This is a genomic window from Lactobacillus sp. HBUAS51381 (assembly GCF_012641095.1).
Taxonomy (GTDB): Bacteria; Bacillota; Bacilli; order Lactobacillales; family Lactobacillaceae; genus Levilactobacillus.
Map to the genome: position 1 here is coordinate 66,011 of NZ_JAAVSC010000008.1, position 22,699 is coordinate 88,709.

The 22,699-nt window shown below is 48.6% G+C and carries 15 protein-coding genes; all 15 read left to right on the top strand.

Annotated elements, in window-relative coordinates:
• The first annotated feature begins 54 nt into the window (after positions 1–54).
• The 15 genes from gnd (at position 55) to HEQ50_RS04575 (ending at position 22,681) form a co-directional block, all read left to right on the top strand.
• Positions 55–957, top strand: a complete 903-nt coding sequence (gene gnd, locus HEQ50_RS04505; protein ID WP_168899329.1) for a phosphogluconate dehydrogenase (NAD(+)-dependent, decarboxylating) — start codon at positions 55–57, stop codon at positions 955–957.
• A gap of 559 nt (positions 958–1,516) precedes the next feature.
• Positions 1,517–4,012: a TIM-barrel domain-containing protein gene (locus HEQ50_RS04510; protein WP_168899330.1), complete on the top strand. Its 2,496-nt coding sequence runs from the start codon at positions 1,517–1,519 to the stop codon at positions 4,010–4,012.
• Between the two features lie 73 nt (positions 4,013–4,085).
• Positions 4,086–5,483, top strand: a complete 1,398-nt coding sequence (locus HEQ50_RS04515) for an MFS transporter (RefSeq protein WP_168899331.1) — start codon at positions 4,086–4,088, stop codon at positions 5,481–5,483.
• A gap of 90 nt (positions 5,484–5,573) precedes the next feature.
• A complete protein-coding gene (gene uxaC / locus HEQ50_RS04520; protein WP_168899332.1) occupies positions 5,574–7,001 on the top strand; it encodes a glucuronate isomerase in 1,428 nt (475 codons plus the stop codon).
• A gap of 349 nt (positions 7,002–7,350) precedes the next feature.
• Positions 7,351–8,070, top strand: a complete 720-nt coding sequence (locus tag HEQ50_RS04525) for an MIP/aquaporin family protein (protein ID WP_168899333.1) — start codon at positions 7,351–7,353, stop codon at positions 8,068–8,070.
• Between the two features lie 294 nt (positions 8,071–8,364).
• On the top strand, positions 8,365–10,854 hold the full coding sequence (locus HEQ50_RS04530) for a TIM-barrel domain-containing protein (protein ID WP_168899334.1): 2,490 nt from the start codon (positions 8,365–8,367) through the stop codon (positions 10,852–10,854).
• A 277-nt stretch (positions 10,855–11,131) separates the two neighbouring features.
• Positions 11,132–11,836 carry a GntR family transcriptional regulator gene (locus HEQ50_RS04535; RefSeq protein ID WP_211089201.1) on the top strand — a complete coding sequence of 235 codons (705 nt, stop codon included), beginning with the start codon at positions 11,132–11,134 and terminating at the stop codon, positions 11,834–11,836.
• 375 nt (positions 11,837–12,211) lie between these two features.
• Positions 12,212–13,057: a 5-dehydro-4-deoxy-D-glucuronate isomerase gene (gene kduI / locus HEQ50_RS04540; protein ID WP_168899335.1), complete on the top strand. Its 846-nt coding sequence runs from the start codon at positions 12,212–12,214 to the stop codon at positions 13,055–13,057.
• A gap of 95 nt (positions 13,058–13,152) precedes the next feature.
• Positions 13,153–14,220, top strand: coding sequence for a mannonate dehydratase (gene uxuA, locus HEQ50_RS04545; protein ID WP_168899336.1), 1,068 nt, complete (start codon positions 13,153–13,155; stop codon positions 14,218–14,220).
• A 16-nt stretch (positions 14,221–14,236) separates the two neighbouring features.
• Positions 14,237–15,187 carry a sugar kinase gene (locus HEQ50_RS04550; protein ID WP_168899337.1) on the top strand — a complete coding sequence of 317 codons (951 nt, stop codon included), beginning with the start codon at positions 14,237–14,239 and terminating at the stop codon, positions 15,185–15,187.
• Positions 15,188–15,380: 193 nt separating this feature from the next.
• Positions 15,381–16,388 (top strand): LacI family DNA-binding transcriptional regulator, encoded by a 1,008-nt coding sequence (locus HEQ50_RS04555; protein WP_168899338.1) that lies wholly within the window; start codon positions 15,381–15,383, stop codon positions 16,386–16,388.
• A 238-nt stretch (positions 16,389–16,626) separates the two neighbouring features.
• Positions 16,627–18,111 (top strand): glycoside-pentoside-hexuronide (GPH):cation symporter, encoded by a 1,485-nt coding sequence (locus HEQ50_RS04560; RefSeq protein WP_168899339.1) that lies wholly within the window; start codon positions 16,627–16,629, stop codon positions 18,109–18,111.
• A 72-nt stretch (positions 18,112–18,183) separates the two neighbouring features.
• Positions 18,184–19,767: a tagaturonate epimerase family protein gene (locus HEQ50_RS04565; RefSeq protein WP_168899340.1), complete on the top strand. Its 1,584-nt coding sequence runs from the start codon at positions 18,184–18,186 to the stop codon at positions 19,765–19,767.
• A 49-nt stretch (positions 19,768–19,816) separates the two neighbouring features.
• A complete protein-coding gene (gene uxaC, locus HEQ50_RS04570) occupies positions 19,817–21,280 on the top strand; it encodes a glucuronate isomerase (RefSeq protein WP_168899341.1) in 1,464 nt (487 codons plus the stop codon).
• 150 nt (positions 21,281–21,430) lie between these two features.
• The gene (locus tag HEQ50_RS04575; protein WP_168899342.1) at positions 21,431–22,681 is read left to right on the top strand and encodes a hypothetical protein; all 1,251 of its coding nucleotides are present in this window, start codon (positions 21,431–21,433) and stop codon (positions 22,679–22,681) included.
• Positions 22,682–22,699 lie beyond the last annotated feature (18 nt).

A 22,699-nucleotide genomic window follows, 5' to 3' on the forward strand; every position in this document is an offset into this window, starting at 1 on the left:
ATAAGAGTCGTTAACTGATATATTACTTTTTTCAAGCAGAGAGGAACTTATACCATGAAGATTGGATTAGTTGGATTAGGTAAGATGGGTAGCAACTTAGCTCAAAATATGATGGACAACGGTCACGAAGTTGTTGGATTTGATTTGAACAAGGATTTTGTTAAAGAAGTTGCCGGATTCGGCGCAGAACCTGCTACGTCACTGGACGATTTGCTTAGCAAGTTGCCTTCACCTAAGATTGTTTGGTTGATGCTGCCAGCTGGCAAGCCAACTGAATCAACTGTTGCCACGTTGACTGAGGTATTAAGTGCCGGCGATTACATCGTTGATGGTGGGAATTCTTTCTGGCAGAACTCCGTTGCGGATGCCAAGAAGGCCGAAGCCAAGGGCGTCAACTTCTTCGACTGTGGGACGTCTGGTGGCCAATCTGGTGCCCGGCATGATGGGAACTTCATGATTGGTGGGACCAGTGCGGAAGCCTTTGAAACGTTGAAGCCAGTCTTCGAAGGCATTGCTCAAGAAAATGGTTACCTGTACACCGGCGCTGCTGGGTCAGGTCATTACTTGAAGATGGTGCACAATGGTATTGAATACGGGATGATGGAAGCTATCGGTGAAGGATTTGATGTCCTGGAACACAGTGACTTCAACTACGATAACGAAGCCGTTGCCCGTCTGTGGAACTCCGGTTCTGTGGTTCGTTCATGGCTGATGGAATTGGCTCAAGAAGCCTTTTCCAAGGATGCCAACCTTGAAGAAATTCGGGGAACGATGCACAGCTCTGGTGAAGGTAAGTGGACGTTACAAGAAGCCCTCAACCAAGAAGTTCCAGTTCCAGTTATCAGTCTTGCACTGATGATGCGTTACCGTTCAATGGAAAACGATACCTTTACGGGTAAAGTTGTTTCTGCTCTACGGAATGGTTTTGGTGGCCACGCGGTCGACAAGATCAAGTAATCCTAAAAATTTAAATGACATCGCAGACGAAAGCTCAGGTCGCATCGACCTGGGCTTTTTTGCTGCGTCCGTAAATTTAGTGAGCAACGGCCAATTGCGATTTGAGAAGTGGTCCGCCGACTCAGTTTGAAGCCTGGTAGTAACGCCGATAGTCAGGTGCGTTGCCGTTTTTATTAAAGGATTAATAAACTGGTATTTAAGTCTGGCGGTTTGGTAGGGAACGGAGGGGAAAATTTTGGGAATTTACGGGGGCTAACGACCCATGGCGCCAATTTACAGAATCATTTTCAAGGACAAAGGCGCCAAAAATTAAATTATTTTGTGAAAATATTAGCGGTGTCATTTAATGCCGAATCCCTTAACAGCAAGCCTGAAGGTGGTTTCCTAAGACTACGCAACACGAATTGAACGAAACGTCCGTTGACAGCGCTTTCACTAACTAGTAAGATATGGGTGTTGGCAGAACTGGTATATTACTATTTCAATTGTAAGGGCCACATTCTTTGATTGGGTGGTTGTATCAGGCAAAGACAGCTTTTTTGGACAAGGAGTGAGATTAATGAAGTTAAGCAGCAAGGTTCAGTCCGCGGAGAACCGCGGCGACTATCTGGCAATTAAGACGGATGGCGCCCAGTTCCAAGTTTACCTGCTGGATAATAACATTATCCGGATGCGGGGAACGTTCAAGGATGAATTTGCTCCAGAAGCATCCTATGCTTTGGTCAAGACTGCATGGGCAGATAAGACCGACACATTAATGGCGGGTGAGCGGGAACGGGTTCAACCGCTTCCCCTCGACCTACAGGAAGATGCGGATAGCTACTCGGTCTCCACAGAGAATTTAACCTTAAAGATCAATCGGGAACCCTTTGGTTTTGAGGTATTCGACAAGGCAGGCAACGTTTTACATAAAGACTTACCAAAACGGGCCTTCCTTCAAGATGACTTGGGTCGTTCGTACCACTACAGTACGATGGGTGACCACAACTTCTTCTATGGTTTCGGTGAAAAGTCCGGAGAACTGAATAAGTTTAAACGCCGGATGCGCATGCACAACACCGATTCTCTAGGGTGGAATGCCGCTAAGTCTGATCCTTTGTACAAGATGATTCCGTTCTATATTGACTTCGATAGCGAACAGAACGTCGCTTCGGGACTCTACTACAACAATTCTCATGATTCGACATTTGATATGGATAGCGAACACAGTAACTACTGGCACCGCTACAGTTACTTCGAATGTGACGGTGGGGACTTGGATGTCTTCTTTATCGCCGGGCCAACCATTAAAGATGTGGTTAAACACTACACGGATCTGACGGGGAAGACCGCCATGATGCCAAAGGCTTCGTTGGGGTACATGGGGTCCACCATGTACTATACGGAGCTCGACAAGGACGCCGATCAAGCGATCTTGGACTTCGTTGACACGTGCAAGAAGAATGATATTCCTTGCGATGGCTTCTTCATGTCTTCCGGTTATACGACCGGTGAGGACGGTAAGCGCTACGTCTTCAACTGGAATAAAGACCGCTTCCCAGATCCTCAAGACTTCGTGAATAAGCTGAAAGAAAAGGGTGTCTTACTAGCCCCTAACATCAAGCCAGGGATGCTGGTTACCCACCCATTGGCCAAGGACTTTGCCGATGCTGACGCCTATATCAAGACGCCGGATGGCCAAGAAGATCAAGAAGACCAATATTGGGGCGGGGCCGCCCACTTCGTTGACTTTACCAGCGAAGCCGGTCGGGCAACCTGGTCGAAATTCATGACCAAGCAACTCCTATCACTGGGCATCACCAGTATCTGGAACGATAATAACGAATATGAAATTAATGAAACGGCGGCGAGAGTCGAAGCCGATGGTGTTCACGAAACCATTGGTGCGGTTAAACCCATCATGCCAACCATGATGGCCAAGACCGCTCAAAAGGCGATTGCCGATTACGATCCTAACGTGCGGCCATATCTGATTAACCGGGCCGGCTTTGCCGGGATTCAACGGTATGCGCAGACCTGGGCCGGGGATAACCGGACCAGCTGGACAAACGTGAAGTATAACATTCCGACGATTTTAGGAATGGGACTTTCCGGGGTGGCTAACCAAGGCTGTGACATCGGTGGTTTCGATGGACCAGCACCCGAACCAGAGTTATTCGTGCGGTGGGTTCAAAACGGGATCTTCCAGCCACGGTTCTCGATTCATTCATCCAACGATGACAACACCGTCACGGAACCCTGGATGTACCCGAGCTACACCAAGTACATTCGCGATGCCATTCAGTTGCGGTACCAATTGATTCCGTACTTCTACTCACTGTTGCATGAAGCCTCAGTGACGGGGGCGCCGATCATGCGACCGCTGGTTTATGAATTCCAAAACGATCCGAAGACCTTTGAAGAGAGTTTTGAATTCATGTTGGGCTCCTCCCTGCTGGTGGCCAACGTGGTGGACAAGGGTCAGACGACTAAGGAAGTTTACCTGCCAAAGGGTGCCGATTGGTATGATTTAACCACTTATCACTACTACAATGGTGGCGAAACCGTTGAGGTGCCGGTTGACTTGGGGAGCATTCCGATGTTCTTACGGACGGGGAGTATCATTCCTGAAAGCAAGGGCTTGATGAATATCCACAACGATACGGTTGAAAACTTAGACGTGTTGGTTGAACCCACCACAGCGAGTGACTTCCAGTTGTACGAAGATGATGGTAAGAGCATGAGCTACAAGCACGGTGACTTCCTGACAACGGATATTTCCGTTCGACCAAGTCAGAACCAAACGTTAATTAAGTTGCATAAGCAAGGGACCTATGATTCCAAGCTGAAGCGCTACACGTTCCGTGTCTGCTGTCCAGACATCGCGCCGTTGACCATCGAACGTCAAGGACAGCCACTGGCACAGTTCTTGAAATTTGATAAATTCAATGCCGCCACTGAAGGTTGGTTCTTCGATGGCGAAAAGCGTCAAGTTATCATTAAATTTAATAATGTAAGCGATTCAGACATCACGTTGAGCATTGAGTCCAGTGTGAAGGACTTAATCTCAATCTAAATCTAGTATTTGCTATATTTGCGGCATCTCACTTTTTAAATTTATCTTGGCAAAATTGCCGGAGGTTGGAAAAATGGATACACAAAAAACAAGTATTGATCGTTCGAAACCGTTTGGTTGGGCAGACCGTTTTGGGTATGCCTTAGGGGATGTTGGGAACAACTTCTCATTCGCTGTTGTGAATACCTTCTTGATGATCTTTTACACCAACGTGTTGGGATTATCGGGGGTGACCGTGGGACTGTTGTTCCTGATTGCCCGGTTTATTGATGCCATTGCTGATATCACTGTTGGTCGGTTAGTCGACAGTAGTAAGTTACACAAGAGTGGGCGGTTTATTCCGTGGATTGCCCGCTTCAAGTATCCGCTGTTGATTGCGACAATCTTGGTTTTTGTGCCATTCGTTAAAGACTTGGCCTTTCCAGTCAAGATAACGTATGTCTTTATCACTTACTTACTCTGGGGGATTTTCTACTCCACCGTTAACATTCCTTATGGGTCCATGGCTTCGGCGTTGAGCGACTCGCCCAACGATAAGACGTCGCTGTCGACTTGGCGGAGTCTGGGTTCCGCGACCGGGAGTGCCATCGTCAGCTTCGTGGTGCCGATCTTCATGTACGTCGGGGCTTCACAGAAGATTGATGGTGTCCGTTTCTGGTTAGTGGCTTCAATCATGGCCATCTTAGGCTTTGGCTGCTACATCTTAACCAGTAAGTTACCGACCGAACGGGTTCGAACCCAACGGAGCAAATCGGTGCCTTTGGGAACCGTCTTGAAGGATATGTTTACGGACCGGGCGTTAGTCATCCTGGTCGTCTTGGATATCATCTTGGTCATTAACCAAAACTTATCCGGAACGAACATTTCTTACCTATTCAATGACTACTTTAAGAATAGTAGTGCGATGTCCATTGCGCTGATCTTTAACTTCGCGACGGTGCTGTTGTTGGCACCCTTCGCCCAGTACTTTACGAAGAAGTTTGGTCGAAAAGAAGTGACGACCGTTTCCCTGTTCTTCGCAAGCATTGTGTACGGGATTCTGGTCTTTATTCACACCAGTAGTGCTGTGGTTTACCTGGTCTTCCTGTTCTTCGGAAGTCTGGGTGCGGCCATGTTTAACCTGATGGTCTGGGCCTTCATTACCGACGTGATTGATAACCAACAGGTGACGACCGGGATTCGTGAAGATGGGACCATCTATGGCGTGAACTCCTTCGCACGTAAGGTGGCGCAAGCCCTGGGTGGGAGTTTCGGTGCGTTCATGCTGACGATGATTGGCTACGTTTCCTCCACTTCCGGTGGTGCGGAACAATCCCAACAAGTCATTGACCGGATCTACTATCTGGCTTCCGGAATTCCAGCGGTCTGCTGTGGATTGGCGGCCCTCGTCATGTTATTCTTCTATCCACTGAACAAGAAGCGGGTTGAATCCAACGCGGCCATTTTACGGGAAAAGAATGCGAAAAATTGATTGAGACGGCGATTAAGTCGGCTGTCGTATAAATAGCGTTTAAAACTGTTCACCAATAATTTTGATCAAAATTAAAGGAGACCTTTTGTTATGGCTTTATTGAACGAAGACTTTTTACTGACAAATGAACCAGCTAAGAAATTGTTCCACGAACATGCTGAAAAAATGCCGATCATTGACTATCACTGTCATCTAGACCCTAAGGATATTTACGAAAACAAGAACTATCCAAACATCACCCGGATCTGGTTGAATGACGGCAATGCCGGTGACCACTACAAGTGGCGCTTGGAACGGGCTAATGGGGTGCCGGAAGAATTAATCACCGGTGACGGCGACGAATACCAGAAGTTCCTGGCTTGGGCAAAGACGATTAACCGGGCCATTGGGAACCCACTCTACGAATGGACTCACCTGGAACTGAAGCGCTTCTTCGGGATTGACGAAGTCTTCAACGAAAAGAGTGCACCAGCCATTTGGAAGAAGGCCAACGCCTTACTCCAAACCGACGACTTTAAGCCACGTAACTTGATCAAGAATGCCAACGTTAAGGTGGTTTGCACGACGGATGATCCGGCTTCTGACCTGCACTACCACAAGCTGCTGAAGGCCGAAGAAAAAGAAAATGGCTTCAAGGTCTTACCCGCTATGCGTCCAGATAACTTGGTTCGGATCAACCAAGGGAATTACGGCGAATACATGGACAAGTTCAGTGAAGTTTCTGGCGTAAAGGTCACTGACCTGAAGTCATTGACCAAGGCCCTCGAACAACGCTTTACCTTCTTCGCTTCCATGGGTGGGCGCTTGTCTGACCACGGTCTGAACACCTTCCACTACGCCGAAGCCACGGATGACGAATTCAATGCTATTATGGCCAAGGCACGTCAAGACAACCAACACTTGACCGACGACGAAGTCAACAAGTACCAGACGACGTTATTGAAGGTCCTGATGCGGTTGAACCAAAAGTTTGGTTGGACGATGCAATACCACATCAACGTCTTGCGTAACGCCAACGGCCCAATGTTCCGTAAGTTGGGTGCCGACACGGGTTGGGACTCTATGGGTTCACAACCAGGTATTGCCGGCGAAATGATGAAGCTGTTGAGTGCCATGTCTGAAGAAGACAGCATTCCTAAGACCATTCTGTACTCCACGAACCCGAACGACTGGATGGAATTGGCAACCGGGATGCAAAGCTTCCAAGGCGACGGCGTTCAAAAGCTGCAATTGGGCTGTGCATGGTGGTTTAACGATACCCGTGATGGGATGCATGACCAACTGAACATCTTGGCCCAACAAAGCTTATTGCCTAACTTCGTCGGGATGCTGACCGATTCTCGGAGCTTCCTGTCCTATACGCGGCACGAATACTTCCGGCGGGTTCTCTGCAACTTGATCGGTGAATGGGTCACGACGGGTCAAGTTCCAGAAGACTACGATTACCTCGGCAAGATTGTGGAAGATATTTCCTACAACAATGCCCATGACTACTTTGGCTTCTTTGACGAAGACTAGGGTTGCCGTAAACTGAAATAGGTTTAAAACTGATGCGACTGACTTTCCTGAGAGGGGAGGTCGGTCGCATTTTTTGTGGTTGTAAGGACAATGCAAAGCGGCGACTAGCCTGAAAGCGGTCTGAAAAAGGATGGGTTTTGGGGTGATAATCGGAGTTAACACGGTAATTCTGAACTAATTTTGGGATAATTTTCAAATTATGGTGTGAATTGATGAAAAAATTGTTGAAAGCGTGTGGGGATAGGGGGATGATAGTGATGCTGCTGTTTTTTGACCCGTTCGTTGGTTTGCCACGAACGCGACCATTTTTGGCAGGATAAACCAGAAAATAGGATTGAGGTAGGAATGTATGCATGATTCATTGTTCGTTCGGTGTATGGCCGAACTGATTGGGACGGCTGTCATGGTCGCGCTGGGTAACGGTTCGGTTGCCAACGTTGAATTGAAGGGCACCAAGGGCTACCACGGTGGTTGGATTTTGATCGGTTTTGGGTATGGTATTGGGGTGATGATCCCGGCGTTGATGTTCGCCACCATTTCCGGCGCCCAGATTAACCCGGCCATGACCGTGGCGATGGCCGTTACGGGGAACTTTCCTTGGCAGGAGGTCGTCCCCTACATCGTTGCGCAGACGGTGGGGGCCATCATTGGCCAACTCGTCATCGTCTTAGCGTACAAGCCGTATTACGACCGAACGACCGATACCGAGGCCATCCTCGGGACGTTCTCGACGATTGATGCGGCCAATAGTCAGTTGAACGGCTTCATCAACGAGTTTGTCGGCACCTTTCTACTGGTCTTGGGGGCAGTCAGCATGACCGCAGATAAGATTGATCCGCGAGCCGATTTTATTGGGCTGGGCTTTCTGGTCATGTGTTTGGTCGTCTCCTTTGGCGGGCCGACCGGACCAGCGTTGAATCCCGCCCGTGACATTGGTCCGCGGCTCCTCCACGCCGTTTGGCCGTTCCCGCACAAGGGCAGTTCGCAGTTTAATTACAGCTGGGTCCCCATCGTGGCACCGACGGCCGGGGCAATTGCGGCCGCGGTGTTGTATCAGCAGGTGTTTTAACAGAAAACTGTAAAGATAAGCATCGGATTGTCAGGCTTGGTGACAGTTCGATGTTTTAATTTTCGAATAGTTTTCGTGCGCGAGCAAATAAATTATTTTGTGAATTCACTTGTGTTTGACGACTAAATTTGAGGCTGCTTAAGCCTTGCAGCACAAGGACTGAGTGGCTGCTAGCTCATCGGTAATTTACAAGTGAAAGGAACAAAGGTTGTGCAACAACGATTTGACAGCGCTTACACTGAACGCTACTATGGGCCATGTTATTGAAATCGGGACAAGAAGGTATGATTGGCAATGAAAATGAGTACAAAGATTACAGCAGTTAAAAATTGTGGCGACTACCTGTTGGTGCAAACAGATGGCGCACAATTTCAGATTTACTTGTTGGACGATAATATTATTCGGTTACGGGGGACTTTCGCCGCGCAGTTTGCACCGGAGGCCTCGTATGCGCTGGTCAAGACGGCGTGGGCTGATCAGACAGATGACTTTATGGCCGACGAACGGCAGCGGGTTCAGCCTTTGCCCTTAAATGTACAGGAGGATGAGGTCGCCTATCGGGTGGCTACCGCGCGCTATACGTTGACGATTAACAAGGCACCGTTTGGCTTTGAAATCAGTGATTTGGCGGGACACATTCTACATCAAGATTTACCGGGACGGACCTTCTGGCAAGACAGTAAAGGACGGTCGTTTCACTACAGCGCGATGGGGGAGAGTGACCGCTTCTACGGATTTGGCGAAAAGTCGGGTAAACTCAATAAAGTTCGCCGTCGGATGCGGATGCACAATACGGATGCGCTGGGCTGGGATGCGACCAAGTCTGATCCGTTGTACAAGATGATTCCCTTCTACATTGACTTCAATCAGCAGCAGAATGTGGCGTCCGGGTTGTTTTACAACAATGCCTATGATTCTGTCTTCGATATGGACAGTGAGCACAGTCAGAACTGGGGTCGCTACAGCTTTTTTGAATGCGATGGCGGCGATCTAGACTGCTTCTTCATCGGTGGGCCGACGATTAAAGACGTGGTGGCTCACTATACGGATTTGACGGGGAAGACGGCCATGATGCCTAAGGCGTCGTTAGGATATATGGGATCAACCATGTATTATACGGAACTTCCGCAAGATGCGGATCAAGCAATTCTGAAATTTGTCGATACTTGTAAGAAAAAACAGATTCCAATCGATGGCTTTTTCCTGTCTTCGGGATATACGAGTGGTGCGAATGGAAAACGCTACGTCTTTAACTGGAATAAGACCCGTTTCCCGAATCCGCAAGATTTTGTGGATGAGATGAAGAAACGAGGGGTACTGATTGCGCCCAACGTGAAACCGGGTATGTTGTTATCCCATCCGAATGCACAAGACTTCTCTCAGGCGCATGCGTACATCAGAACGCCGGATGGCCAAGCGGATCAAACGGAACATTTCTGGGGCGGAACCGCCCACTTCGTTGATTTTACGAGCGAAGATGGCCGGAAGACGTGGTCGAAATTTATGACGAAACAGCTTTTATCCTTGGGAATGACCACGATTTGGAACGATAACAATGAATTCGAAATTAATCAGGAGCAAGCACAGGTTAGTGCGGAGGGTCACGGTCAAAAGATCGAAGCGTTACGGCCACTGATGCCAACGTTGATGGCTAAGACCGCCAAACAAGCCATCGCCGCTTATGACGGCCAGGTCCGGCCTTATCTGATTAACCGTTCGGGGTTTGCGGGGATTCAACGTTATGCGCAGACGTGGGCTGGAGACAATAAGACCAACTGGACCAATTTAAAGTATAATATCCCCACTATTCTAGGAATGGGGCTCTCTGGTGTGGCCAACCAAGGCTGTGATATTGGTGGATTTGCTGGGGTAGCCCCCAAGCCAGAACTCTTTGTCCGGTGGGTACAGAATGGGATTTTCCAACCACGCTTTTCGATTCACTCGTCCAACACGGATAATACCGTGACGGAGCCGTGGATGTATGCCAGCTATACGTCCTATATTCGGGATGCGATTCAACTCCGCTATCGGCTGGTCCCGTATTTCTATGCGCTCTTGCATGAAGCGTCTGTCACCGGGGCGCCCATTATGCGGCCGCTGGTGTATGAATTTCAAGACGATCCGGCCGTGGCGGAGGAGAGCTTTGAATTTATGCTAGGGCCGTCGCTGTTAGTCGCTAACGTGGTCGACAAGGGGCAGACCCAGAAGGCGATTTACTTGCCAAAGGGGGCAACGTGGTACGATTTGAAACATCATCAATACTACCAGGGTGGCCAGACGATTACGTTGCCTGTTGATCTGGGGAGTATTCCGATGTTTCTGCGGTCAGGCGGAATCATTCCGGAGAGTCGGGGCTTGATGAATATTCACCAAGATGTAGTTACCGACTTGGATATCTGGATTGCGCCATCTGAGGCGGCACAATTTACTTTGTATGATGACGATGGCACGACCTTGGCCTATCAACACGGGCAATACCTAACCACGACCATGACGTTGAATCCTGGAAAGACCACCACGATTACGCTGGATAAACGGGGTGATTATCCAGATCAACTACAGCGGTATACCTTCCACGTCGGTTGTCCAACGATTGCGCCGCTGGCGATCCGCTGGCAGAAACGAACCGTACCGCAATTCTTGGAACGAGAAGACTTCTTAGCGGCAGATGAGGGTTGGTTCTACGATGGTGAAACGCAACAGGCGTTGATTCGGGTTAAAAACGAAGCGGGTGTCGATTTGAAACTCGAAGTGCTGTCAGATGCCAAAGATTTATTGGTTTAGTTGGGTAAAATGGAAAGACGGACCTCAGCGGGTGCGTCTTTTTTATTTAGTGATTAGTGATTAACTAAGGCATTAGTTTGTTAGCGAAACGATAAGTCTAAGATTAAATTTAGCGGGAGGCTAAGTTGTGAGAACGGTTGATTGCACGCAACGTTAATCGTTTTACCTAATTGTGAAGTTCTTAACCACTCGTTAAAAATCAAGAGAAAATCAGTGCCGCCTGTGTTAAACTAATATACAAGTAAATTGGTGAACACTATAAGGAGGTGTAATTGAGATGCAGCAAATGACGAAGAATATGCGGAATGAAGCGTACTCTGAGCTTCGCTACCGGATCATGCACAATAAGTTTATCCCCGGCCAGAAGATCTCTGAGAAGACCATTTCTGAGGAATTGGGGATTGGACGGACACCCGTCAGAGAGGCCATCATTCGAATCGAACGGGATGGTCTCATTGACGTGATTCCGCAGAGTGGGACGTATATTTCACAGATTGACATGGAAAAGGCCAAGGATGCGCGGTTCGTCCGGCAAAATGTCGAAGTTGAGATTATGCTAGAAGCCACGGCGATGATGACCGATGCGGCCTATCGCGAGCAAAAAGTGAATTTACGGGAGCAAGCTGTTGCGATTCAGAAGGGTGATCCGGATACCTTCTTTGATCTCGATGAGGCCTTTCACCACAGATTTTATACGATCGCTAATCGTGACAATATCTGGGATTGGTTACAGACGGTTAACATGCAGTTGAACCGCTTCCGCTGGATTCGCCTAAAGGTTAATGCACTTAACTGGCAGACGATTTTACAACAACACGAGGGGCTCTTGGATGTTGTGTATCGGCGTGACCTGGAAGACGTACGATTCCAGACGACGGCCCACTTGCGGCTGATGCTCCAGGAGCGCAAGTATCTGTTGGATAAATTTCCAGGGTACTTCATGAATGTTAGCCCTAGTGACAAAACCGATTTGGATATTTAAGCAAAGGACATCGTCGTTGATGACGTTAACCATCGGCGACGATTTTTTTGCGGGCTGCGGTGGTAGGCTGGTAATGCGACGGGGAATTCAGTATAATGAACACGTTAACATTTTAAATGAATGCGCTTTCAGTCCAGTGCTGGCTGGGGTTCTAAATTCGGGATGCCTGCCTGATTAGCCGGCTTTTCAAGCCAATCCACGAAATGACTTGAACGTGAAACAAGTTACAAGAAGGTTGATCGTGTCCCGAGGGCCGCTTAAGCCGGTGATTGATGAGAGGGAATTTCCGTCAGCATGTGCTAAACTGGTATGTGAGCTGAACGGAGAAAAGAGCATTCATTAGTTGGTTAAAAACTACTATATGGAGGTAATATGATGGCATTCAATATGACCACGCAATACGCACACAGTCCCGAGGATATCGACCATTACAATACGGACCAGATGCGCGAACAATTTTTGATGGAGAAGATCTTCAGTCCTGACGACATTTTACTGACGTATACCTACAACGACCGGATGATTTTTGGTGGGGTGACGCCCGTTCACGGTCCCTTAGAAATCAAGCTGGACAAGGAACTGGGTGTTCAATACTTCCTGGAGCGCCGGGAGCTAGGGTTCATTAACATCGGTGGTGCCGGGACGGTTACCATTGATGGCGAAGAGAGTGCCATTGCGCCACATGATGGCTTTTACATCGGGATGGGCACCCAACACGTGGTCTTTGATTCCATCGACCCAACGACGCCGGCGAAGTTTTATGTCGTTTCTACGCCAGCACACAAGACTTACCCGAATAAGAAGCTGGTCTACAAGGACGCCATCGCGATGCCTAAGGGTGACCAAGAACATATGAACAAGCGTGTGATTCACAAATACATCGATGCTTCAACCATGCAGACGTGTCAGTTGCAGATGGGCTACACAGTATTGGAGCCCGGCAATTCCTGGAACACGATGCCCGCCCACACACACGCACGGCGGATGGAAACGTACCTGTACTGCGAATTTGGTGCCGCCGATACCCGGGTTTCCCACTTCATGGGCACCCCAGAAAACACGAAGCACATTTGGATGAAGCAGGATCAAGCGGTCGTGAACCCCAGCTACTCCATTCACTGTGGGGTTGGGACGACGAATTACGCTTTCATCTGGGCAATGTGTGGTGAAAACCAAACGTATGATGATATGGATCAAGTCGCGATGAATGACTTGCGGTAACCTGGACGACGCGGCAGTGGTGTAAAATTAGCCAGTGCGCAGTTGTGGCCAAGGACCGGGCGTGAGACGCGACGATCAAAAGGAGAGAGTAAGAGATGGAAATGGGATTTCGCTGGTACGGCCCTGATGAGGACGTCGTTAAGCTTCAAGATATTCGACAGATTCCGGGCGCCAAACAGGTTGTCGGCGCCCTCTTCGATGTCCCGGTTGGCGAAGTATGGCCACTGGCAAAGATTGAGGCGTTGAAGGCACAGATTGAGGCAGCTGGATTAAAATTTACGATTGTTGAATCCGTGAATATTCATGACGATATCAAGATTGGCTTGCCCACACGGGATCGCTACATTGAAAATTATCAGCAAACGATTCGCAACCTCGCTAAAGTGGGGGTTAAAACCATTTGTTATAATTTCATGCCGATCTTTGACTGGATTCGCACGGATCTGCACTTTGAACTGGCGGATGGGTCCAAGACGTTGGCGTTTCAAGAACGCTACACGGCAGAAGACCCACAAGCGTTGATTCAGCAGATTCAAAGCGGCGATAACGGCTTTAGCCTGCCAGGCTGGGAGCCGGAACGATTGGCCAAGGTTCAGCAATTGTTTAAGGCGTATGCTGACGTCGATGCACCTAAGTTGGCGGCTAATCTCAAGTACTTTTTGGATGCGATTCTGCCGGTCTGTGAGGACTGTGGGATCCAGATGGCCATTCATCCCGATGATCCGCCAATGCCGTTATTTGGCCTGCCGCGGATTTTCAAGAATGCCGCCGATATGCGGGCCATCGTGGCGATGAATCCGTCACTGGCAAATGGATTTACCATCTGTACCGGTAGTCTGGGTGAAAATCCCGACAATGATATTCCAGCGATTATTCGTGAATTTGTGGCGCAGGGACGTGTACCGTTTGTTCATGCGCGTAATATTAAATTCACCGGAAATGGTCGCGATTTCCGGGAAGCGGCGCACCTGTCCAGTGAAGGCTCACTGGATATGTATGCGATTATGAAAGCTCTTCATGAATCCGGTTTTGACGGCGTTATTCGTCCCGATCACGGCCGTGATATTTGGGGTGAAGCGGGGCGTCCCGGCTACGGTTTGTACGACCGTGCACTGGGGTTGACCTATTTGAACGGACTCTGGGAAGCCATTTCCAAGTCTTAACGGGGAGGTGTCAGCGATGGGTGAACTACTAACGATTGGCGAGCCAATGGTCGTCTTTGAATCTCAGGAGAGCGACGTTGACTTGGCCACAGCTCAGCGGTTTCAGAAATTTTCCGCTGGGGCAGAACTCAACGTGGCTATTGGCATGGCGCGGCTCGGTCACCCAGTTGATTACGTTTCCGCGGTCGGTGACGATCCCTTTGGGGTGTACTTACGACGTGTTTTACGGGCGGATGGTGTGGCGGATGCCGCTATGCTCACGAAGCCGGGACGACCAACGGGATTTTATCTCAAGCAACGGGTCACCCAAGGCGATCCGGCCGTCGCTTATTTTCGTCAGGGATCGGCAGCGTCGAACTATCAACCAGCCGACTTGGCGACGGTGAACCTGGCGGATGTCCGGTTCGCCCACCTCTCGGGAATATTTGCCGCGTTGTCGCCCAATTGCTTGGCGGCTTACCGGCAGCTCAATGCGGATCTGGTCTACCAGCGGATTCCCGTGACTTTTGATCCCAATCTACGGCCAACCCTTTGGGCATCCCAAGCAGAGATGATTCGGGTGACCAATGATCTGGCCCGTTACGGTACGATTGTGATGCCGGGGCTGAGTGAAGGCCGAACGCTGACTGGCCGGCAGGCACCGGAAGCCATCGCGGATTTCTACCTGCAACAGGGCGTCACGACTAAGGCCGTCATCGTGAAACTAGGAGCGGCGGGGGCCTTCGCCAAGTTAAAAGATGGCCGTCAATTTACCGTCCCGGGCTTCACCGTGCCACGGGTCATTGATACTGTGGGAGCGGGGGATGGTTTTGCCGTGGGCCTCATTTCCAGTCTGCTAGAGGGGCAACCACTACCGGTGGCTTTGAAACGGGCGAATGCGATCGGGGCCATGGCGGTCCAGAGTCCCGGTGACAACGATGGTTATCCCACTCGGCAACAGCTAGACCAATTTTTACAAACATCATAATTTAATAAAACAATGAAATCGTCGGCCGAAAACACTGTATTTGGTCGACGGTTTTGTTATAGTAGGTTTATTAGCAGTTCCGCAGATAACGTCAACACCTTAGAAAGTCTCAAGGCGTGCTTAAGTTAACCCGCTCAGCTGCAAAAAAAGAGAGTCGAGCAATTGATGATCGTAACAGGGAGGCAACAGGATAGTGGAAGAGGTAACGATTTTAACAATTGCTAAGCGCGCTAACGTTTCACATACCACGGTTTCACGTGCTCTGAACGATAGTCCCTTAGTCAAAGAAGAAACAAAGCGTAAAATCCGCAAGATTGCGGATGATTTGGGGTACGTGCCGAACATTAATGCTAAAGGACTTGTTGAGAAGCGGTCGTTTATTATTGGCATTTTCTTCTCTGAACTGGATACGGGGACGTCGCCGAGTTTCTTGGTCGATGTGATTAACCGGTCCAAGGAAGCGCTGCCTGCGGGGTACTCCATCTCAATCGACAGTATCGAGGCGCTGAATGGCAGTAATGCCGTGAGTCGTCACCAATACGACGGGGCCATCGTGGTCAGTCAGAGCATCAACGATGATGATTTTATCAATATGATGATTGAACGGGGCTTGCCGGTGGTCATTTTGAACCGTAAGATTGCCCGTGAGGACGTTTCAAACTTTACGACGGATGATTACTTGGGCGCACGGAAGTTGATGGAATATGCCGTACGGATGGGTCACCAGAAGTTTGGGTTGATTAAGGGAGCCAGCGACTTCGTGTCTACCCGTGACCGGCAGAAGGCCTTTATGGACGTCACAGCGGCGAGTCACGCCACCGTTAAGCCAGAATGGGTCCAACAGGGGACGTACCTGCCAGACAGCGGCTACGAAGCCATGCGGAACATCCTGGGGAACATGGATACGCCGACCTGCGTCTTCGCGTCTAACGATGATATGGCGGCCGGTGCTGTGCGGGCCTGCCAGGATCTCGGATATTCCGTGCCAGATGACCTCTCCATCATTGGTTATGATGACATGAGTTATGCGAAATACCTGGTTCCCCGTTTGACCACTGTGCGGAAGCCAACCGACAATATCGTGCAAGAGGGAATTGACGCGCTGACCAAATTATTGGACGGTTCAATGACGGATCCAATAAAAAAAGTGATCGTCCCAACGTTGATAGTCCGGGATTCTGTAAAGGATTTGCGAAAATAATCCTTTTTTTATTAAAAAAATTGTTAACGTGTGCATGAGTTTGTGATAGTATAGACATTGTTAAAGGAAAGCGCTTACTAATGTGTCGTTAGGAGCCCGGACGTTTAACATTTGTTGTGGAAACTAGCGATCAATAGGGATGCCACGTGATAACCCAGGATAATTTGTGTTAACGTGTGTATCAAAATTGTAAGCGATTTCCTTTAATGGTTTGAAGCAGATTCAAGGAGGTGCTCAAATGAGCGAAGAAGCAGCAACAAGTCCAAAACCCGCAGTTAAAGACGGAGAAATGATGAATGACTCCTCTAAGCGGATTCCTACTCATGAAAAGATTGCCTACGGGTTTGGGGACTTTGGTAACGGCTTCATGTTTGACCTTGGGCAAGCATACTTGACTAAGTTCTGGATCGATGCGTGTGGTATCGGTGCCGGAGCGGTCGCTGGAATTTTTGCTTTCACCAAGATTTTCGATGCGTTTATGGATCCAATTGCCGGTTCAGTGATTGATAACCGGAAGAATATCGGTAAACGTGGTAAGTTCCGTCCGGTCATGATGATTTCAGCCATCATTTTAGGGATTATGACCGTCGTAACGTTTACGATGCCATCTGGTCTCACTGGGGTCCAAAAGATCATCTACGCATATGCTGCATACATGATCTGGGGCCTGGTTTATTCATTTACCAATGACCCGTACGGTTCTTTGGCTTCCGTTATGTCCCGGAATTCGCAAGACCGGAGCTTCATGGCGACTTCTCGTCAAGTTGGTTCCGTCGGTGCCCAATTCATCGCCGGGGTTGCTTTTATTCCTTTGATGGGATTGATTGCTAACGGGAACACTGGTGTCAAAGAAGAACACGGTTACTTCTGGGCAGCCGCAGTCTTCGCTGTCATCGGGATTGCCATGTTTGCCGTTTGTTACTTTGGGACTAAGGAAAATGTTAAGGTCCACCGGGCAACTGGTGAAGCCGCCAAAAAGGAAGGGTTCAAAGATTACATCAAAGTTATCTTTAAGAACGGTCCTTTAGGTGCCTTGATTCTGATGACCTTGTTCACGATTTCCGCGATGAACACGAACAACCAAATGATGGTGTTCTACGCACAGTACAACTTAGGTAACATCGGCCTTCAGCCAATCATCAACGCGATTATGATGGGGTGCTCAATCGTTGGGGTCTTTATGATTCCTACATTGACTAAGCACTTTGGCCAAAAGCGGACTGCAATGTGGAGTTTCGTTGTTGGGGCCATCGCGAACATTTTGAACTACTTCTTGCCTTCCAACGTCATTACTTTTATCGTCTTAGTCACCATTGGTTACACGGCTTTAGCTATTCCTAACGGGATTACTTGGGCCATGGTTTCCAACGCGATTGACTTTGGTGAATGGCGTTCAGGTGTCCGTAAGGAAGCTATTACATACGCTGCATTTAACTTCTCACGGAAAATTGCACAATCACTGGCTGCTTTAGTTAGTGCCGGTGTCTTGGCCTTAACGGGTTACGTTGCCAACGCAACGCAAACTCCTCGTGCCTTAAATGGTATCAAGGCCGCTATGACGTTGTATCCTGGTCTTTGCTTAATCATTGCCGCAGTTGTTATCGGCTTCTTATACAAACTGGATGACAAGCGCTTCGGTGAAATTGCCGATGACCTTGACCATGGTCGTTGGGAAGGCGGCAAGATCGGTGAAAGCAAAGCTACCGACAAGGATAAGAACTAAACGTCACACTAAATAATTTGGGATCACGGTTTTTAAAAACTTTATCAAACTACATTATGGAGGGTTATATCAATGGACTTACAAAAGTTAGTTTCAGATGTCTATGAGATTATCGCTGCCCAAGGTAACTATGACAGCTTATCAGATAAAGAAGTATACGCACCTTCAATTCAAGTAGATCGCCGCAACGTCTACTTCATCTTACATGAAACCGTCAACAAGCAAACGGCCAAGACTTTGGTTGTTTACGAAGATCGTGATGACGTCAAGGACTTTGACGCCAAGGAAAGCATCGTTGATCACAACAAGACGTTGATCACTGGTGACTTAAACGAAACCAACTGGCGGGCACTGGCTAAGCGCTTTGCTTGGATCAAGCCAACGTCACGTCATGGTTACAAGTACACCTTTGGTTTAGGTGACCGTTTAGGCAACGCTTCTAACGCCCACTTACGGTTGTTCAAGGGCCGGGGCATTGTACCAGTCTTAGCACAACAATCCATTCGTGAATTACTATTGATGAACCGTACCGAAACCGATGTCTTATTGGATGCCGGCTGGGCTGTCTTTGAAGAAGGTTACACTGATGGCTGGGTTGATGATGGTGACCACGTTAAGAACCCACACGAAGTTGACTACGCTGTTAAAGCCGGTTGCACCATGATTACTTTGGATGCTACCGAAAAGATTCATAACGAAGTTGCCAAGTTCTCTGACGAAGAATTGGATGAAAAGTTCAACGCTTTGGATGATGACTTAGTAGAACGCTTCAACAAGACTTACTTGGACAAGACGTTCCAAATCAGTGACGATGCTTCCGTTCACTTCTCCAAGCGTGACGTTGAAGAATCAGTTCTGATCTTCTATGGAGCTGTTAAGTATGCGATCTTCATCTACCACAAGTTTATCGTGCCTTACAACTTGGACTTCGAAATTTCTATGGATGAAACGATTGTTCCTACGACGCCTGCAAACCACTACTTCTTTGCTAACGAATTACATCGTGAAGGCATTACTCCTGAAACCATCGCACCTAAGTTCTACGGTGAATTCCAGAAGGCCATCGACTACATCGGTGATGTTAAGCGCTTCGAACGTGAATACGTGGTTCACGAAGCTATTGCTGAAAAGTTCGGCTACAAGTTGAGTATTCACTCAGGTTCCGACAAGCTTTCCGTTTACGAAATCATTGGCCGGATCTCCAAGCAACACGGCTGGCACGTTAAGACCGCTGGGACTAACTGGTTGGAAGCTCTCCGGGTTATTGCCCATGTCGATCCTAAGTTCATGGTTCAACTCTACAAGTTTGCTTACGACAACTTGGATGACGTTGCTTCATTCTACGTCTTCAATGCGCAAACCGATGGGACTGCACCTAAGCCAGAAACGATCAACGAATCCAACGTTATGAGTTTGCTGGACGGCGATGACTCTCGTCAAGTTCTGCACACGATGTACGGTTCACTCTTGAACGCTCAAAAGAGCTACAAGTACGTTTACCGTGACAAGTTCTTCAAGATTTTGAAGGAACACCAAGACTTGTACGACAAGTACTTGAACATCCACATTGCAGAACACCTCGACTTACTCCAAGGTTTGGCAAAGTCCAAGGCTGAAGTTCAAGCTAAGTACGAACCAAAAATCAACGAAGACTAATCTTAGTTTAACGGCTAGTTAGTACAACTCTACAAGGAGGAATATCCTGATGGCTTTATTGGACGACAATTTCTTACTCGGCAACGACATGGCCAAGAAACTTTTCAACGACTATGCCAAGGGTATGCCAATCATCGACTTCCATTGTCACTTAAACCCAAAGGAAATCTATGAAAACAAGAATTACCCTAACATTACGCGGATTTGGTTAAACGAAGGCGTTTACGGTGACCACTACAAGTGGCGTCAAGAACGGACCAACGGGGTTCCTGAAGAACTCATCACTGGTGACGGCGATGAATATCAGAAGTTCTTGGCCTGGGCTGAAACGATCGAAAGTGCTCTGGGGAACCCACTCTACGAATGGACCCACCTGGAACTCAAGCGTTTCTTCCACATTGACGATGTTTTGAGCCGGAAGACCGCACCTGCTATTTGGAAGAAAGCCAACGCTGAACTCCAAACTGATGCGTTCAAACCACGGAACTTAATCAAGAACTCCAATGTTAAGGCTGTCTGCACGACTGATGACCCAGCCTCCGACTTGCACTACCACAAACTGTTGAAGGAAACTGAAGCTGAAAACGGCTTCCGGACCTTACCAGCTATGCGGCCTGACAAGTTGATCCAAGTGGATCGTGATGGCTTTGCTGACTACCTGAAGGAATTGGGTGACATCTCTGGTGTCAAGATCACTTCATTCAAGACGATGATCGATGCTGTTAAGCAACGGTTTGAATTCTTCAATGAAATGGGCGGCCGTCTGTCTGACCATTCTCTGTTAACTTATCACTTCATCGAAGCTTCAGACAGCGAGCTGAACGCGATCTTTGATAAGGGTGTCAACAACGAAGAATTGTCGCCTAAGGAAGTTGACCAGTACTTAACTGCCTTATTGGAAAACTTAATGAAGTTGAACAAGGAATTTGATTGGACGATGCAGTTCCATATCAACTCTATCCGTGACCTTAACCGGCCAATGTTCGACAAATTAGGGCCTGATACCGGTTATGATGCCGTTGGGACGCAACCTGATATTGCGGACCAAATTGCCAAGTTGTACACCAAGATGCAAATCACCCATGACATTCCAAAGACGATCTTCTACTCCTTGAATGACAACGATTGGATGCAATTAGCAACGATGATGGGTGCCTTCCAAGAAGGCGGCAAACAACGCTTGCAACTCGGTGCCGGCTGGTGGTTCAACGATACTGCCGAAGGGATGGACGAACAATTGCGGGTCTTCGCCGAAGAAAGTCTGTTGCCTAACTTCGTTGGGATGCTGACTGATTCACGGAGCTTCCTGTCCTACCCACGTCACGAGTACTTCCGTCGTGTTCTCTGCAACTTCTATGGTAAGTTGGCTGAACAAGGCCGGGTACCTGACGATGAAGAAATGTTGGGGAAGGTTGTTCAAAACATTTGCTACAACAATGCTTACAACTTCTTCAAGTTCTTCCCAGACAAGACGCCTGACGAAATTTTCGGCAAGCTGACGGTTAAGAACTAGAACGAACGAAAAAAGTCTCGCAGGAACTTCCATACGGGAGTTCGGCGGGGCTTTTTGTTCGTCATGAGTCACGTGGCGACTTGTGTTCTGGATCAAGAATACCTAAAATTAAGTAATGAATTCGTTTTCGTGGAAGGGGAATAGGCACTTATGAATGAAAATCCACTGAATATTTTGCATACCATTGGATTTAAGCAACTTTATCCGGTGATTCGGTGTCAGTTGACGTTTAGTGATCCGTTGGATGAAGCACGGTTGGTGAAGGCCATTAATTTGACGGCAAAGGTCGTCCCTGAGCTGTTCTGTCGCTATGAGATGAGCGATAACAGCTGGCGACCGGTCGTCAAGGATGGCAGCGAGGTGTTGGCGGTCTTACCTGCCGACGCCCAGTTAGATGCGACACCGGATTGGGAAAGTGAAGCCCAAGTGCGGTTCGAACTTCAACCGGCCGGCCGTGGTCAACGTCTAACCATAACCATGAGTCACATTTTGACCGATGGCAGTGGCTTCAAGCAGTACCTGTACTTGTTGAGTAAGTGCTATAGTCAAGGTGCGACGGCGATTGATGGCGTGGTTAACGTGGTCAATCTCGACTGGTTAAAGGCGCTCTTGAAGACGCACCCGGCCGCGGCTAAGCAAGGAAATGTCGATCACCCGGCCAAGCCATTGGCCCTGCCACAATTGACCAATGAGACCGGAGAACAGCCCTTGCCTAACGTTAGTGGTTGGCGGTTAACGCCGGATTTGACGCGGAGCCTGATTAACGCGACCCACGCGCAAGGCGTTACGGTAAACGATGTTCTGTTGACAACCTTTGGGAAGGCGGTTCAGGCCTTCGACAAGGGTGGCGATGAGCTGGCGATTCCTTGCCCAACGGATATGCGACAAAAGATTGATGAGGAACCGGCGGCACTGCGGATTGCCAATCACACGGCCCGGTTTAATCCAGCAATCCACTCACCGCAGGACGAAGCGGTCTCCGTTTCCGTTCAGAAGATGCACGTGGAGATGCAGCGTTTAAAGGATCACGATCAGTTCTTGGATTCCGTTCGATCCCTGATGGCGCAGTATCAAACGGAACCGATTAAGAAGCTCCAAGAGATTGTGGAAGCCAATTATCACGTTCGGGCAATTGCCTTCACTAATTTTGGCATTATTGACGATTCACGCCTCCAATTTGCGGAGAACACGGTCACCAATTGCTTGATGACGGGGTCCTTCCGCTATGCCCCCATGTTTCAAGTTGCCTGCAGCACGTTTAAAGGTCAGCTAAGTCTGGGCTTTAATATGATTGGGACGACTGAAGAAGTGCAGGTCGGTCGGGTTGTGGTTCACGACATGATTTCACGGATGAAGGAATTTATGACCCAATCTGAGGTTGGTGCCACGGTTCTTGAATAAAATTGTTTATGAAAAAAG

Excerpts from the sequence above, each read along its gene's own strand:
- gnd (WP_168899329.1), top strand. The coding sequence starts at position 55 with ATGAAGATTGGATTAGTTGGATTAGGTAAGATGGGTAGCAACTTAGCT.
- HEQ50_RS04510 (WP_168899330.1), top strand. The coding sequence starts at position 1,517 with ATGAAGTTAAGCAGCAAGGTTCAGTCCGCGGAGAACCGCGGCGACTAT.
- HEQ50_RS04515 (WP_168899331.1), top strand. The coding sequence starts at position 4,086 with ATGGATACACAAAAAACAAGTATTGATCGTTCGAAACCGTTTGGTTGG.
- uxaC (WP_168899332.1), top strand. The coding sequence starts at position 5,574 with ATGGCTTTATTGAACGAAGACTTTTTACTGACAAATGAACCAGCTAAG.
- HEQ50_RS04525 (WP_168899333.1), top strand. The coding sequence starts at position 7,351 with ATGCATGATTCATTGTTCGTTCGGTGTATGGCCGAACTGATTGGGACG.
- HEQ50_RS04530 (WP_168899334.1), top strand. The coding sequence starts at position 8,365 with ATGAAAATGAGTACAAAGATTACAGCAGTTAAAAATTGTGGCGACTAC.
- HEQ50_RS04535 (WP_211089201.1), top strand. The coding sequence starts at position 11,132 with ATGCAGCAAATGACGAAGAATATGCGGAATGAAGCGTACTCTGAGCTT.
- kduI (WP_168899335.1), top strand. The coding sequence starts at position 12,212 with ATGGCATTCAATATGACCACGCAATACGCACACAGTCCCGAGGATATC.
- uxuA (WP_168899336.1), top strand. The coding sequence starts at position 13,153 with ATGGAAATGGGATTTCGCTGGTACGGCCCTGATGAGGACGTCGTTAAG.
- HEQ50_RS04550 (WP_168899337.1), top strand. The coding sequence starts at position 14,237 with ATGGGTGAACTACTAACGATTGGCGAGCCAATGGTCGTCTTTGAATCT.
- HEQ50_RS04560 (WP_168899339.1), top strand. The coding sequence starts at position 16,627 with ATGAGCGAAGAAGCAGCAACAAGTCCAAAACCCGCAGTTAAAGACGGA.
- HEQ50_RS04565 (WP_168899340.1), top strand. The coding sequence starts at position 18,184 with ATGGACTTACAAAAGTTAGTTTCAGATGTCTATGAGATTATCGCTGCC.
- uxaC (WP_168899341.1), top strand. The coding sequence starts at position 19,817 with ATGGCTTTATTGGACGACAATTTCTTACTCGGCAACGACATGGCCAAG.
- HEQ50_RS04575 (WP_168899342.1), top strand. The coding sequence starts at position 21,431 with ATGAATGAAAATCCACTGAATATTTTGCATACCATTGGATTTAAGCAA.